Below are 13,351 nucleotides of genomic sequence, written 5' to 3'. Positions count from 1 at the left end.
ATCTTCACTGGTTTCTTGGGCTGATCTTCCTGGAAATTGGGGATTTTCCACCGAAAAAAGTGGAAAAGTGGAAGATTAGATCCCTACTTTCTGCGGTTTTCATTGTTTTTTCCCACCGGCGTTTGAACGCCTTCGGATGGACTATACTACTATTTGTATAGATTGGCCCCCCGTTCCAGCGGCCGGGGGACAGTGAGACCCTATCGCTGGAGAAAGAAAGGTTGCAGCATATGATTACATACAAGGTTCATTTTATCCGCCACGGCATGACCCAGGGCAACTTGGAGGGAAAGTACATCGGTTCCACCGACCTGCCCGTCTGCCCCGAAGGTTACCGCCAACTGGATGACTTAAAGGCCCACTACGAATATCCCAAAGTGGAGGCCGTGTACTCCAGCCCTATGCTCCGCTGCCGCCAGACGGCGGATTTCCTCTACCCCAACGCCATGCTGACGGTGGTGGAGGATCTGCGGGAGTGGAATTTCGGCGACTTCGAAGGCAAGACCATGGAGGAGCTCAAGGATGACCCGGATTATCTGGATTGGATCGCATCCTCTATGAAGTCCACCCCGCCCGGCGGGGAGAGCAGCAAAGAATTTGCCGCCCGGCTGCAGCTGGCCATCGGCGCCATCTTCCGGGACATGATGGATCAGGGGATCACCAACGCCGCCATTGTCACCCACGGCGGGGTGATCATGACCCTGATGAGCGAATACGCCCTGCCCCGCGGGCAGAATAACAACCACTGGATGGCCCCCAACGGCCAAGGGTTCACCGTTTTGATGACCCCTCAGATGTGGATGCGGGACGGTGGATTCGAAGTGTACAACTATGTCCCCGTGGAGCCGGAACTGGCGGATTTTTCCGGGATCATGGGCTTTGACAGCGGGGAAGACTGGGATGAATAGCCCCCATTTGGTCCACCCGTACGCTGGGGATGGCAAAAGCAAAAGCAAAACCACTGCCGCCATCGGCCAGGCCATCCGGGGTGCGGGCATGAGGGTGTTGGTCTGCCGCCGCCCCACCTCGGAGCGGGCCCCCTTGGAGGCGATGGGCCTCTCCCCCGCAAGGGGATTGAATTCTAAGTGCTGCTGATAAGGATGTGATCGGTTTGAAGTTTAACACCTTGGCCAAACAAAACGCGAAAAAAGCCCTGGGGAACCGCTGGGGCGGAGCCATCGCCGTTGTGCTGATGATCAGCGCCATCTCCCTGCTCTTCTCCATCCTGGAGAGCATGTTCACTGTGTTTTTTGGCCTTCCGGACTTTTATGAAATTCTCGCCTACCTGCTGGAGGGCCGGGATCTTCCCCCAGCGGCCATCCCCTCGGTTATTATCAGCGGGGTGTTCGCCGTGTTGGGATTCCTGGTTCTCACTCCCCTTAAGCTGGGGGTTACCAATTGGCTGTATCAGCTCACCGGCGGCCAGCCCCGGGAAATTTCCTCCCTTTTCTTCTTCTTTGACTCCCCCTGTCTCTTTTTTAAATCCCTTTTCCTGCGGCTTGGCATCGCGGTGCGCATGTTCTTTTGGGCTGTTCTCTGCTTGTCGCCAGGGGTGGTGTTTACCGGCATTGGGGATTATCTCGCACGGCCGGATGCCTCCGCTGCGGACCATGCCCTGGCGGCCGCGGGGATCACCTTGGGCTCCATCCTCCTTCTGTTGGGCTTTGCCGCCCTGTGGATCTGTTCCTTCCGGTACTTCCTAGCCGGGTATCTCCTCTGTGCCGATCCAGACTTGGGGGTTGGCACTGTTATCCGTCTCTCGGTCCGTGGCACCCGGGGCAGGCTCTCCAAACTGGCCCAATTCCAGCTCTCCTTTTTGGGGTGGTACCTTCTGTGTCTCCTGGTGCTCCCTCTCCTGTACGTGGCCCCTTACACCGGCGCCTCCATGGCCATTTACGCCCGCTATCTCATTGAGCGGGACAATCTCATCCCCCGGCAGGAATCCCCCACCGGGCGGATTGTGGACCAGGATTACATCGATCTCGGCCCGCAGCCCGACTAATAGCTTCCGATCTGCCGCCTATCCCCCTTTCCTGGGGAATGGGCGGTATTCTTTTCGCCAGGTATTCAGCCTAGAACTGGCCGCCTTCCCCGCTCCTTTCAATGAGGGCCAATTCTTACGTTTTTCTGAATTTTTCCGGCAAGGGAGCAAATCTTCTAAAATTGGTCACTTTTTCTATGTATCATAAGACTTACCAACCATTGGGGAAAGGAGCTGTCCACATGAAAGAACCCACCGGCCTTGAAGTCTATTTCCGCAGTGAAAAATTGTTGATTGTCGCCGTGGTGCTACTCCTCTCATCCGCGCTGCTGGCCTTTGGATCCCAGGTGGCAGAGCCCTCCCCCAATTCCTCCGGTGTCCAGGTGGTCAATCCAGTGATCCAATATGACACCTTGGAATCCCTTCAGGGCGCGGCTGATTTTCTGGTGCAGACCCCCCAGGCCCTGCCCACCGGATATGAGGTGGAGGAATACGCCCTGGTGGCCCAAACCATCGCCCAGGTGACCTACTCCTGTGGGGAGGACAAGCTGGTCTACCGCACTTCTACAGAGCAAGAAGCCCCTGGCGAGGTCTCGGGGGAATTCCCCTGGGAATCCAGCCTCACCTGTGGCGCCTCCACCGTGTCGGTGCTGGGCGACCAAGAAGATGTCATCCTCCACGCCTCCTGGCAGCGGGACGGCATGTGGTACTCCCTCACCAGCAGCGAAGGATTGACCGCCGAATCGCTGACCGCTTTGGTCACCAGCATCTTGTAGGAAACAAAAAAAGGACCCGAAGGGCCATGATGTCCCTTCGGGTCCTTTTTTGTTTTTCATGCATCGACAGCATTACAGGTTTAAGCCCTTGGCCACATTGACCACAAAATCCTGGACGTTGGTCACCATGGTCTTGACCGCCAAACTTCCCCGATCCCGCAGCTTGTTGACCGCAAACTCCGAGACATCCACGCAGTAGAAGTACAGCGGCCGGATCGACCCATCTTCCAACACCCGGTAGGCAGGAGTCATGTTGCCGGTGGCAATGGAGTGGAGCACTGTCGCCATGCTGATGACGGTGGTGGAACGCTTGACCTGTTCCCGCATGGCGTTCTGGGCCTCATAGACATCGGCGTAGACCTCTGGCAGGGGGCCGTCGTCTCGGATAGAACCCGCCAAAACAAAGGGGACCCCTGTTTGACGCAGCTATACAGGATGCCGTTGTCAATCCCCTCCCCCTTTATAAAAGCGGGGATAGAGCCGTACTGCCGCACCCGGTTGATGGTGTCGATGTGGTTGTAATGGCCACCCGGCCGGGATTCCTGGGTGTAGACATCCTGGCCCAGGGCGGTGCCCAGGTAGGCGGCTTCCAGGTCGTGGGTTGCCAGGGCATTGCCCGCTAACAGGGCATGGACATATCCCCCGGCGACCAGCTTGGAGAATGCCTCCCGGGAATCCTTGTCAAAGGAGCAGGCCGGCCCCAGGACCCAAGTGACAAAGCCATGCTCCTTCTCATGCTCCAGCAGTTCATAGAGGGAGTCGTAGTCCTTGGAGTAAGCAGTCTCCCGGGAACGGCCTTGGCGAAAAGAGAACGCCTCAGCCTCTGCCTTCCCCGGTCGGGCAAAGGGAGCGGTGTGAACGTAGATTCCTTGAGAACCGTCCTCGGCTCGGCCCACCGCCACCAAATCCCCCTGTTTCAGCCGCCGGAACTCCCGGACAGCGATGGCTCCATCCTCATAGACGGCCACGCAGTCCATTCTGCTCTCTTTGGCTAGGAGCCACCTGCCTCCCACCTTGAAATACTCGGGGAAGATGGTGGTGGCATGGTACTGCTCAGGGGCGGCACCGTCTCGGGGAGCCGGGATAAACTGGGCGTCTGGGGCAAAGCCCAGGGCAGAAAAATCGGGTTCCTGATAGCGGGGCAACGTAAATGCCATGGATAAAACCTCCTTGATCAATCCAAATACACAGGGATTTCCGGACAGAAAAAATCCCCTCTTTGCAACCGGTAAGACGGATGGTATAAACCGGTGGGCGGGTAAAACTCCTCCCCGATGGGGGAAAAGCCCAGCTTTTCCAGCAGCTTTGGGGAGGCAGTGTTGTGGGGATTATGCCCGGCAAACACCGAAGGGATGTCCCACTTTACAAAAGCGTACCAAAGGGCGGCCCGGCAGGCCTCTTCCCCCAGGCCCCGGCCCCAAAACGCCGGCCGGAGGTGAACCCCCAGTTCCAGCTCCCCTTCCCCGTGAGGGCGCAGGCCGCAGCAGCCTGCCAGCTCCCCAGTGGAGCGCTCCCGCAGAGGCCAGTATTGGATCCCAAACTGCTTGTCCCTTTCCACCTCTTGGGCGAGGCGGTCGGCCACCTCTTCCGCCGTCATTCTGCCTGTTGCGGTAATCCAACGGGTGACCAGGGGGTCACCCCACAGCGCTTCCGCTTCCAGCAAATCCCCTGCCTCCCAGCGGCAGAACAACAACCTCTTTGTCCTTAGAAAACCATTGGTCATTTCACAACCCTCCAAACTGCAAAAAAGCGGCTTGCGCCGCTTTTTTCCCTTGTAATGTTCGATTGCGCTTATCCATAGTATCCCAAAAAATAAAGGCGGCGTCAAGCTACGCCAAAGAGGAGACGGACCAAAAGGGCGCTGATCACAAACCCGGTCAGATCTGCGGAGAGGGCACTGGGCAGGGTGTGGCGGCTCTTCTGAATACCCGCTGCACCAAAATAAACAGCGATGGTATAAAAGGTGGTCTCGGTGGAACCCAGCATTACCCCAGCCACCCGTCCGGCAAAACTGTCCGGCCCGACCGAGGAGAGGATATCCTGGAAGATCACCATGGCACCGCTGCCCGAGATGGGCCGGAGCATCGCCAAGGGGAGGACCTCCTTTGGCAGTCCCAGGAGATTCCCAAGGGGAGCCAGGGCGCAGCAGAAAAGATCCAGCGCCCCAGAAGCTTTGAACATCCCCACACAGGTGGTTAAGGCCACTAGAGCGGGCAGGATGGAAAAACCCGTGGCCAAGCCGGACCGCGCCCCATCCAAAAAGCTGGCAAACACATCGGTTCCCCGGCAAGCACCGAACAAAAGGATTCCCCCAATAACCAAGGGAATCAGGCAATCGGTAAAGCGGATCATCGGCGGCCCATCCTTTCCAAGAGTTTTGCCGCTGTCACCCCCACTAAAATAGAGGCTAAGGAGGCCAGCCAAACAGCTGGGATCAGCTCCGCTGGATTTTGGGATCCAGCTTGGGTGCGAAGGAGGATCAGGTTGGTGGGGATCACCTGCAGCGATGCGGTGTTGAGCACCACAAATAAAATCATATTGTTGGTGGCCACCTTGCCGGACCGCTCTTCCTTAGCCATTTCCTGCATGGCCGTGATGCCTAAAGGGGTTGCGGCGTTGCCCAACCCAAGCAGGTTGGCAGCCAGGTTCATTGTGATGGCTTCCATCGCCTTGCCTTTGGGCCGGATTCCCCGAAAGAGCCGCCGGGTCACCGGGGAGAACAGGCGGGAGAGGAGTTCGGTCAGGCCGGCTTTTCGGGCCACCTCCATCACCCCAGACCAAAGGCACATCGCCCCTAGCAGGGAGAGGACCAGCTCCACCCCTTTTCCACAGCTGGTGATAGCCGCGGTGGAAACCGCATCCATCCGGCCGGTGAGCAAGCCAAAAAGGACAGATAAAACAACCATTCCAGTGAATAATACTGTCATCATAAAATTCCCCTTATTTTATCAAAAAAATTAAAATTTGTTACCATAGTCATCAAACCGACATGTATAATTTATCTATATTTTTGTCTTAATTTTCGTTAAAATATAGACTTTTTCTCCTTTTCATGGAAATATAGGAAGTTTTTACCTAGAAGTATTTGACAATTTTGTAAGAATACGTTATAGTATCCTATGTTGGATGATTCGACAGGATTTGATGTCGAGGAACGTAGAACCCCCCTATTCTTGGACAAAAAATATAGAAAGGTTGGTAAAATCTCATGAAATCAACAGGTATTGTAAGAAGAGTAGATGAATTGGGCCGCATTGTCCTGCCCATTGAGCTGCGCCGTACCTTGGGAATTGATGTAAAAGACGCCCTGGAAATTTTTGTAGATGGAAATCAGATTGTTCTCAACAAATACGAGCCTGCTTGCATCTTCTGCAACAGCGCAAACGATATTGTCAATTTTAAAGGCAAAAACATCTGCCGCCAATGTCTGAAGGAATTGACCGAGGAATAGCCTTTCCTTTAACGGTATGAAGGAAGCCCTCATTTCATGCGCAATGAAACGGACATAGTACACACTTACAGGCTGCCAGTCCATGGCAGCCTTTTCTTTTTTGTGGGCAAACTCGGCCCCAATTTCGGGATAACGCAAAAAAGCCGCTTTCGTATTGAAAGCGGCTTTTTTATGGTTACAAAGAGATGGATTTACGCGTTTGCAAATCTCGCAGGATTAATCTTTACGCCGGGGCCCATGGTGGTGGCAACAACGCAGGATTTCACATACTGGCCTTTTGCAGCAGCGGGTTTTGCCTTGACGATTGCGCTCATCAGAGTGTCAAAGTTCTCCTGCAGCTTTTCACAGCCGAAGGAAGCTTTGCCGATGGGGCAGTGGATGATGTTGGTCTTGTCCAGGCGGTACTCGATCTTACCGGCTTTTGCCTCGGTGACAGCGCGGGCAACATCGGGGGTAACGGTACCAGCCTTGGGGTTGGGCATCAAGCCGCGGGGGCCGAGCACTTTACCGAGGCGGCCGACAACGCCCATCATGTCAGGGGTTGCGATGACCACATCGAAATCCATCCAGCCTTCGCTCTGGATCTTGTGCATCAGATCCTCACCGCCAACGTACTCAGCGCCGGCGTTCTGAGCGGCAGCAATGTTGTCGCCTTTGGCAAACACCAATACACGGACCTTTTTGCCGGTGCCGTTGGGCAGCACGACAGCGCCGCGGACCTGCTGGTCAGCATGGCGAGAGTCAACGCCCAGGCGGACGTGGACTTCAACGGTCTCATCAAATTTGGCTTTTGCAGTTTTGGTGCAGAGTTCAATGGCCTCTGCGGTATCGTAAAGCTTCAAGCTGTCAAACAGCTTGGCGCTATCCTGATATTTTTTACCGTGTTTCATTGATTATCCTCCTTATGAGTGGTGTATAGCGGATAGTTTTCCTCCCACCCGGGTAGCACTAGTCTACTACTTCAATGCCCATGCTGCGTGCGGTGCCGCAGATCATGCTCATAGCGGTCTCTACGCTAGCAGCATTGAGGTCAGGCATTTTCTGTTCAGCAATTTTGCGGACCTGCTCCTTGGTGATTTTACCGACCTTGGTCTTGTTGGGCACGCCGGAAGCAGTCTCAATGCCGATGGCTTTTTTGATGAGAACCGCCGCAGGGGGTGTCTTGGTGACAAAGGTAAAGGAACGGTCGGCATAAACGGTAATGACAACAGGGATGATCAAGCCCGCATCGTTCTTGGTGCGCTCATTGAACTCTTTGGTGAACGCCATGATGTTAACGCCATGCTGGCCCAGAGCGGGACCAACGGGCGGTGCGGGAGTAGCCTTTCCGGCCGGAATCTGTAGTTTGATGAAACCTACTACTTTTTGAGCCATTGTGTTTTGCACCTCCATAGTTAGTGGTTAAAGTCGGAACGGGCCGTATGCCCATCCCTCCCACAGGTCGCACTGGCGACCCATTTTGGTTTGCCGAAGCCGGGTTTGGGCCGCGGCAAAGATTGGCCGAGAAGCCAATCACCTCATAAAAGACTAATCCAGAGCCTGAACCTGGTCCAGCTCAAGCTCAACGGGAACTTCTTTGCCCATCATCGAAACGGTCACGCGCACTGTGCCTTTCTCTGCATCAATGGCATCCACCGCGCCGATAAAGCCATCAAGATAACCATCGATCACCTTGACCGAGTCACCTACCTGGAAGTCAATCTCAATCTGACGGACTTCCACGCCCAGCCGCTGGACCTCTTCCTCCGAAAGGGGGACGGGTTTGGAGCCGGGGCCGACAAAGCCGGTTACGCCGCGGATGTTGCGGACAACATACCATGAATCATCGGTCATAATCATCTTGACAAGGACATAACCGGGGAAAATCTTGCGTTCCACTTCACGTTTTTTGTTGTCCTTAATTTCCGTGACAGTTTCCGTGGGAACCTTGACCTCACAGATCAGATCATGCAGCTTCCGGTTTTCCACTGCATTCTCTATGCTTGTCGCCACTTTATTCTCATAGCCGGAATAGGTGTGGACAACGTACCATCTAGCAGTATCAGACATCTTTACCCCTCCGCGCTTTGTCATTTTTCCTTGTGTGATACAATTTCAAACGCAAAAAGCGACCTTAAAAGAGCAGATTGACGATGGCTGACAGGATCATATCGAACCCGCCAATAAAAAAGGAAGCGATGACCACAGTGACGATGACAACAATGGTGTTGTTGATCACCTGTTTTTTCGCCGGCCAGACAACCTTTTTCAGCTCGCCCTTCATATCGCGGAAGTAGCGGCTGATTCTTGCGGTGATACCCTGCTTAGGACTGGATTTGCCTTTGTTCTCTTCTGACATTGTCCTGTCCCCGCCTTTCACCTTTACTTGGTCTCTCTGTGAAGAGTGTGTTTCCGGCAGAATCTGCAGTATTTGTTCATCTCCAGCCTGTCGGGATCGTTCTTCTTGTTTTTCATTGTGTTGTAATTACGCTGTTTGCACTCGGTACAAGCTAATGTAATTTTAACCCTCATGTTTCGGCACCTCCTGGTTGACGGATTTGTTTTGCCTCCCTCGTAAAGGAACGCTGCGTATTTTGGACATAAAAAAATAACCCTTTTAGAGGTGTACCAAGTATATCACGGATACGTCAAAGAGTCAAGATGAATTTTGGACAAACTTCTAATTTTCAAAAAAATGTATATATTAATAAGGATATCCCCAGGCAAAACCGAAGGATGTTCCAATTGCGGCCTTTTCCTTGGTGTGATAGAATAGAATTGTATTTTTGTAGCATGGCGCCATCCCCCAAATCTTACCAGAATTGACATGTTATCTGCCCGGCCCTGCCGGAATACATAGGAGTGAGGAATTCACCATGAAAAAGATTACCGTTGCCGTCGTGTTCGGCGGCGCCAGCACAGAATATGAGGTCTCCCTGGAGTCCGCAACCTCGGTGCTGCGCAACATTTCCCATGAAACGTTTGACGTCATTATGCTGGGCATCACCAAAGAAGGCCGCTGGCTCCGCTATACCGGCCCTGTGGATCGGATCGCCAAAAATGAGTGGCAGCAGCCCCAATACGTCACCCAGGCCTTCCTCTCCCCCGACCGTTCTGTCCACGGCATTGTGGAAATCCGGGATGGGAATGCCACCGTTGTCCCGGTGGACGTGGTGTTCCCGGTCCTCCATGGCAAAAACGGGGAGGACGGCACCATCCAGGGCCTGTTGGAACTGGCCGGCATCCCCTATGTGGGCTGCAATGTCTGTGCCAGTGCTGTCTGCATGGACAAAGAGATGACCCATACCATTTTGGATTACAACGGCATCCGCACCGCCAAATGGCACGCTATAAAACAGTGGGAGCTCACCGACTTCGACGCCACCGAGGCCATGCTCCGGGAGAAGCTCCACTACCCCATGTTCATCAAGCCCGCCAACGCCGGTTCCTCGGTAGGGGTGAGCAAAGCCACCAATAAAGAGAGCCTCCGCAAGGGGCTGGAAACCGCTCTTCAGGTGGACAGCAAAGCCATCGTGGAGGAGTGCATTATAGGCCAGGAGGTGGAGACCGCCGTCCTGGGCAACCAGGACCCCAAAGCCGCCCTGGTAGGGGAGATTGTCCCGAAAGTGGAGTTTTACGACTACGACGCCAAATACAAAGACGATTCCACCGACCTGTATATCCCTGCCCGCATCAGCGATGAGACCGCCGGCCGAATCAAGGCCATCGCCCTCAAGGCATACAAAGTTTTGGGGTGCATGGGAATGACGCGGGTGGATTTCTTCATCCAAAAGGATGGCACCATCGTCCTAAACGAACCCAACACCATCCCCGGCTTTACCTCCATCAGCATGTATCCCAAGCTGTGGATCGCCGCCGGACTGCCCTATGACCAATTGATCGAAACTTTGATCCGGCTTGCCATCGGGCAGTAACAGCCGCGGAAAGGAGAACCCCATGGACAATCGACCCATTGGCGTGTTTGACTCCGGTGTGGGCGGCCTTTCGGCGGTCCGCCGCCTGGAAAAACTGCTCCCCGGGGAGGATATCGTCTACTTCGGCGACACCGGCCGGATGCCCTATGGCACCCGCAGCCGGGAGACCATCATCGGTTATTCCAAGGAGATCATCGCCTTCCTTCTGGAGAAAGACGTCAAAATGCTGGTGGCCGCCTGTGGCACCATCAGTTCCAACCTGCCCGATTCGGTGGTCAAAGCCCTTCCAGTCCCCTATACCGGAGTGATGCTCCCCGCCGCCCAGGTGGCAGCGGCAACCACCTCCAACGGCCGCATCGGACTCATCGGCACCACTGCCACAGTGCGCAGCGGACTTTTTGGCAAGGCCATCCGCTCCATCCGGCCGGAGACCAAGCTGTTCGGCAAAGCCTGCCCCCTCTTGGTCCCCATGGTAGAGGAGGGCCTTTTGGAAGAGGACAACGAGATTGTCCGCCTCACCCTGGAGATGTACCTCTCCTCCATCAAAAAGGAGAATGTGGACACCCTCATCCTGGGCTGCACCCACTTCTCCCTCCTGTACAACCAGGTGGACCGGGTAATGGAATCCAAGGTCACTCTGGTGGATGCCGCCGGTGCCGCCGCCCAATATGTGCAGAGCTTCCTGACGGAGAGGGACATGCTGGGCGATTCCTCCCGCAAGGGAAAGACCCGGTTCTTTGTCTCCAGCGAGCCGGAGGCCTTCTGTGAAACCGCCCAGAAATTCCTGGGCCGCAGCATATCCGCCGACCTGCGGGTGCAGGTGCTGGGAAAATAACCCCGACGCCCGGTTTCGGGCGCTTACCATCAAAACTGCGCCCTCCCCTAGGCGGGTGCAAGGGGGAAAACACGTTGAAAAAAGATGTGATGATTAAAATTATTGGCCGGCAGTTTGTCGCTGGGGAGGAAGACTCGGTGGAGCTGACCACCACCGGCAGCTATTACCGCCGGAACGGCGATTATTTTATCCGCTATGAGGAGTCGGAGGCCACCGGGTACAAAGGCGCCTACACCACCGTCAAGGTGGATGGGGACGGCTCCCGGGTCACCATGCTCCGCTCCGGCCCCAACCGCTCCCAGCTGATCGTGGAGGACGGTGTCCGCCACCAGTGCTGCTACGACGTGGGCCTCGGCCCCATGATGATCGGCATTTCCGGCGAAGGAGTGGCCTCCACCCTCACCGATGGGGGCGGCGACCTGAAGTTCCGCTACAGCATGGACATAGAAACCGCCGTCGCTTCCGAACATGAAGTATCCATTAACGTCAAGGAGTGTGCAAAATAGATGACCAACTTGGTACAAAGCGCAGAAACACAGATTAAAACCATGGTGGAAGGCGCCTTTGCCGCCGCTATGGAAAAAGGGGCCCTTCCCCAGGGGGAGCTTCCCGCCTACGCCGTGGAGATCCCCGCCGATCCAAACCACGGGGACTTCGCTGTCAACGCGGCCATGGTCTCCGCCCGGGCCTTCCGCCTGCCGCCCCGCAAAATTGCGGAAGCAGTGGCTGGGAACATCTCCTTCGAAGGCACCTATTTTGAGCGGTGCGAGATCGCCGGCCCCGGTTTCATCAACTTCTTCCTGGGCAAAGGCTGGTTTGCAGACGCTGTCGCAGGCGTCTTGGCCGATGGGGACAGCTACGGCCGTTCCGACTTCGGCAAAGGGGAAAAGGTGATGGTGGAGTTTGTCTCCGCCAACCCTACCGGCCCCATGCACATGGGCAACGCCCGGGGCGGCGCCATCGGCGACTGCCTGGCCTCCGCTTTGGATTTTGCAGGCTATGAGGTCTGCCGGGAATTCTATGTCAACGACGCAGGCAACCAGATCGCCAAGTTTGGCAAATCCCTGGAAGCCCGGTACCTCCAGCTTTACAAAGGGGAGGACGCGGTGGAGTTCCCCGAGGACGGCTACCACGGCGACGATATCAAGGAGCGTGCTAAGGAGTATGCCGACCTCCACGGCGACAACCTGCTGGAAGTCTCCAGCGAGGAGCGGCAGCAGGCCCTCATCGATTACGCCCTGCCCCGCAATGTGGACAAGTTGAAATCCGACCTGGAAAAATACCACATCTATTATGATGTGTGGTTTAAAGAATCCACCCTTCACGCGTCTGGCGCAGTCCAGGCGGCGGTGGACCTGCTGGCCTCCAAGGGCCTGACCTATGAAAAGGACGGGGCCATCTGGTACAAAGCCACCGAATTCGGCGGGGAGAAGGATGAGGTCCTAGTCCGGGCCAACGGTTTCCCCACCTATTTTGCAGCGGATATCGCCTATCATTACAACAAGTTTGCCGTCCGCGGGTTTGACCGGGTCATCAACATCTGGGGAGCTGACCACCACGGCCATGTGGCCCGCCTCAAGGGGGCTATGGACGCCATCGGCCTGGATGGCTCCAAGCTGGACATCGTGCTGATGCAGCTGGTCCGGCTGACCAAAAACGGCGAAGTGGTCAAGATGAGCAAGCGCACCGGCAAGGCCATCACCCTGACCGATCTGCTGGAGGATGTGCCGGTGGAGGCCGCCCGCTTCTTCTTCAATATGCGGGAACCCAACTCCACCCTGGATTTTGATCTGGACCTGGCGGTACAGGAGACCTCCCAGAACCCGGTGTACTATGTCCAGTACGCCCACGCCCGCATCTGTTCCATTTTGAAAAACCTGGCTGCCGAGGGGATCAGTCCCCGCTCTGTCACCAAAGAGGAACTGGCCCTCCTCACCACCCCTGAGGAGACCGCTTTGATCCGTCGGGTAGCTCAGCTCCCCAACGAGATCATCTCCGCAGCCAAAAACTACGATCCCGCCCGGCTGACCCACTTTGTCATTGATGTGGCGACCCTGTTCCACAAGTTTTACAACGCCTGCCGGGTCAAAGGGGAGGATGAAGCGCTGATGCAGGCCCGTCTGAGCCTCTGCCTGGCAGTGCGCACCACCTTGAAAAACGTGCTGGCGCTTCTGAAGATCAGCGCGCCGGAATCCATGTAATCTATTCGGATGATAAGGGCCGTTTTGCCCGGAAAAGGAGCCAATTCTATGGACAGCACCCCCCGACCGTGTTTGTTTTCCAGCAATCCGTCCCCCAAAAGGGCCCCGGAAACATTTTGGCAGGAACTGGAACCCTCCCTTGCGGCCGGTGCGGCTTATGCCGCCGCCCCTGACCAATGGGCTGCCTCAGGCA

Annotated in this window: 17 protein-coding genes and 1 pseudogene; 9 read left to right on the top strand and 9 right to left on the bottom strand. The window is 55.7% G+C overall.

The window, feature by feature from the left end; all coding sequences use genetic code 11:
- Nucleotides 1-230 precede the first annotated feature (230 nt).
- The 4 genes from RDQ42_RS01965 to RDQ42_RS01950 all read left to right on the top strand — a co-directional run bounded on the left by RDQ42_RS01965 (nucleotide 231) and on the right by RDQ42_RS01950 (nucleotide 2,757).
- Nucleotides 231-908 (top strand): histidine phosphatase family protein, encoded by a 678-nt coding sequence (locus tag RDQ42_RS01965; protein WP_143117163.1) that lies wholly within the window; start codon nucleotides 231-233, stop codon nucleotides 906-908.
- Nucleotides 901-1,095, top strand: a complete 195-nt coding sequence (locus RDQ42_RS01960) for a cob(I)yrinic acid a,c-diamide adenosyltransferase (protein WP_231358698.1) — start codon at nucleotides 901-903, stop codon at nucleotides 1,093-1,095. Before RDQ42_RS01965 ends, RDQ42_RS01960 begins: the two co-directional genes overlap by 8 nt.
- Before the next feature lie 16 nt (nucleotides 1,096-1,111).
- On the top strand, nucleotides 1,112-2,002 hold the full coding sequence (locus RDQ42_RS01955; protein ID WP_231358697.1) for a DUF975 family protein: 891 nt from the start codon (nucleotides 1,112-1,114) through the stop codon (nucleotides 2,000-2,002).
- Between the two features lie 221 nt (nucleotides 2,003-2,223).
- Nucleotides 2,224-2,757 (top strand): hypothetical protein, encoded by a 534-nt coding sequence (locus tag RDQ42_RS01950; RefSeq protein ID WP_054331991.1) that lies wholly within the window; start codon nucleotides 2,224-2,226, stop codon nucleotides 2,755-2,757.
- Between the two features lie 72 nt (nucleotides 2,758-2,829).
- Here the strand turns inward: RDQ42_RS01950 and RDQ42_RS01945 are convergent.
- The 4 genes and pseudogenes from RDQ42_RS01945 to RDQ42_RS01930 form a co-directional block, all read right to left on the bottom strand.
- Nucleotides 2,830-3,914 (bottom strand): annotated as a pseudogene (locus RDQ42_RS01945) (hypothetical protein).
- Between the two features lie 17 nt (nucleotides 3,915-3,931).
- Complete coding sequence (locus RDQ42_RS01940) at nucleotides 3,932-4,480, bottom strand: GNAT family N-acetyltransferase (protein ID WP_231358695.1); 549 nt, start codon at nucleotides 4,478-4,480, stop codon at nucleotides 3,932-3,934.
- A 101-nt stretch (nucleotides 4,481-4,581) separates the two neighbouring features.
- Nucleotides 4,582-5,109 (bottom strand): spore maturation protein, encoded by a 528-nt coding sequence (locus RDQ42_RS01935; protein WP_231358694.1) that lies wholly within the window; start codon nucleotides 5,107-5,109, stop codon nucleotides 4,582-4,584.
- Nucleotides 5,106-5,687: a nucleoside recognition domain-containing protein gene (locus RDQ42_RS01930; RefSeq protein WP_054331995.1), complete on the bottom strand. Its 582-nt coding sequence runs from the start codon at nucleotides 5,685-5,687 to the stop codon at nucleotides 5,106-5,108. Before RDQ42_RS01930 ends, RDQ42_RS01935 begins: the two co-directional genes overlap by 4 nt.
- Before the next feature lie 278 nt (nucleotides 5,688-5,965).
- Here RDQ42_RS01930 and RDQ42_RS01925 point away from each other — a divergent pair, with 278 nt between their 5' ends.
- Nucleotides 5,966-6,208, top strand: coding sequence for an AbrB/MazE/SpoVT family DNA-binding domain-containing protein (locus RDQ42_RS01925; protein WP_054331996.1), 243 nt, complete (start codon nucleotides 5,966-5,968; stop codon nucleotides 6,206-6,208).
- A 191-nt stretch (nucleotides 6,209-6,399) separates the two neighbouring features.
- On the opposite strand, the gene rplA is transcribed toward RDQ42_RS01925, so the two are convergent.
- From rplA to rpmG, 5 genes are all read right to left on the bottom strand, one after another.
- Nucleotides 6,400-7,098 (bottom strand): 50S ribosomal protein L1, encoded by a 699-nt coding sequence (rplA, locus tag RDQ42_RS01920; protein WP_054331997.1) that lies wholly within the window; start codon nucleotides 7,096-7,098, stop codon nucleotides 6,400-6,402.
- A gap of 58 nt (nucleotides 7,099-7,156) precedes the next feature.
- On the bottom strand, nucleotides 7,157-7,582 hold the full coding sequence (gene rplK / locus RDQ42_RS01915; protein ID WP_054331998.1) for a 50S ribosomal protein L11: 426 nt from the start codon (nucleotides 7,580-7,582) through the stop codon (nucleotides 7,157-7,159).
- 153 nt (nucleotides 7,583-7,735) lie between these two features.
- On the bottom strand, nucleotides 7,736-8,257 hold the full coding sequence (nusG, locus tag RDQ42_RS01910; protein WP_054331999.1) for a transcription termination/antitermination protein NusG: 522 nt from the start codon (nucleotides 8,255-8,257) through the stop codon (nucleotides 7,736-7,738).
- 64 nt (nucleotides 8,258-8,321) lie between these two features.
- Nucleotides 8,322-8,546, bottom strand: coding sequence for a preprotein translocase subunit SecE (gene secE / locus RDQ42_RS01905; protein WP_054332000.1), 225 nt, complete (start codon nucleotides 8,544-8,546; stop codon nucleotides 8,322-8,324).
- A 23-nt stretch (nucleotides 8,547-8,569) separates the two neighbouring features.
- Nucleotides 8,570-8,719 (bottom strand): 50S ribosomal protein L33, encoded by a 150-nt coding sequence (rpmG, locus tag RDQ42_RS01900; RefSeq protein WP_054332001.1) that lies wholly within the window; start codon nucleotides 8,717-8,719, stop codon nucleotides 8,570-8,572.
- 344 nt (nucleotides 8,720-9,063) lie between these two features.
- Here rpmG and RDQ42_RS01895 point away from each other — a divergent pair, with 344 nt between their 5' ends.
- The 4 genes from RDQ42_RS01895 to argS all read left to right on the top strand — a co-directional run bounded on the left by RDQ42_RS01895 (nucleotide 9,064) and on the right by argS (nucleotide 13,158).
- Nucleotides 9,064-10,122: a D-alanine--D-alanine ligase family protein gene (locus RDQ42_RS01895; RefSeq protein ID WP_308588181.1), complete on the top strand. Its 1,059-nt coding sequence runs from the start codon at nucleotides 9,064-9,066 to the stop codon at nucleotides 10,120-10,122.
- 22 nt (nucleotides 10,123-10,144) lie between these two features.
- Entirely contained in the window at nucleotides 10,145-10,957 is an 813-nt protein-coding gene (gene murI / locus RDQ42_RS01890; protein ID WP_071427416.1) for a glutamate racemase, read from the top strand.
- A gap of 74 nt (nucleotides 10,958-11,031) precedes the next feature.
- On the top strand, nucleotides 11,032-11,463 hold the full coding sequence (locus tag RDQ42_RS01885) for a DUF1934 domain-containing protein (RefSeq protein WP_054332003.1): 432 nt from the start codon (nucleotides 11,032-11,034) through the stop codon (nucleotides 11,461-11,463).
- Nucleotides 11,464-13,158 (top strand): arginine--tRNA ligase, encoded by a 1,695-nt coding sequence (argS, locus tag RDQ42_RS01880; protein ID WP_054332004.1) that lies wholly within the window; start codon nucleotides 11,464-11,466, stop codon nucleotides 13,156-13,158.
- Nucleotides 13,159-13,351 lie beyond the last annotated feature (193 nt).

The organism is uncultured Merdimmobilis sp. (genome assembly GCF_902471145.1).
Classification (GTDB): domain Bacteria; phylum Bacillota; class Clostridia; order Oscillospirales; family Ruminococcaceae; genus Merdimmobilis; species Merdimmobilis hominis.
The sequence above is the reverse complement of the archived record's forward strand: the minus strand, read 5'-3'. Positions and strand labels throughout refer to the sequence as shown.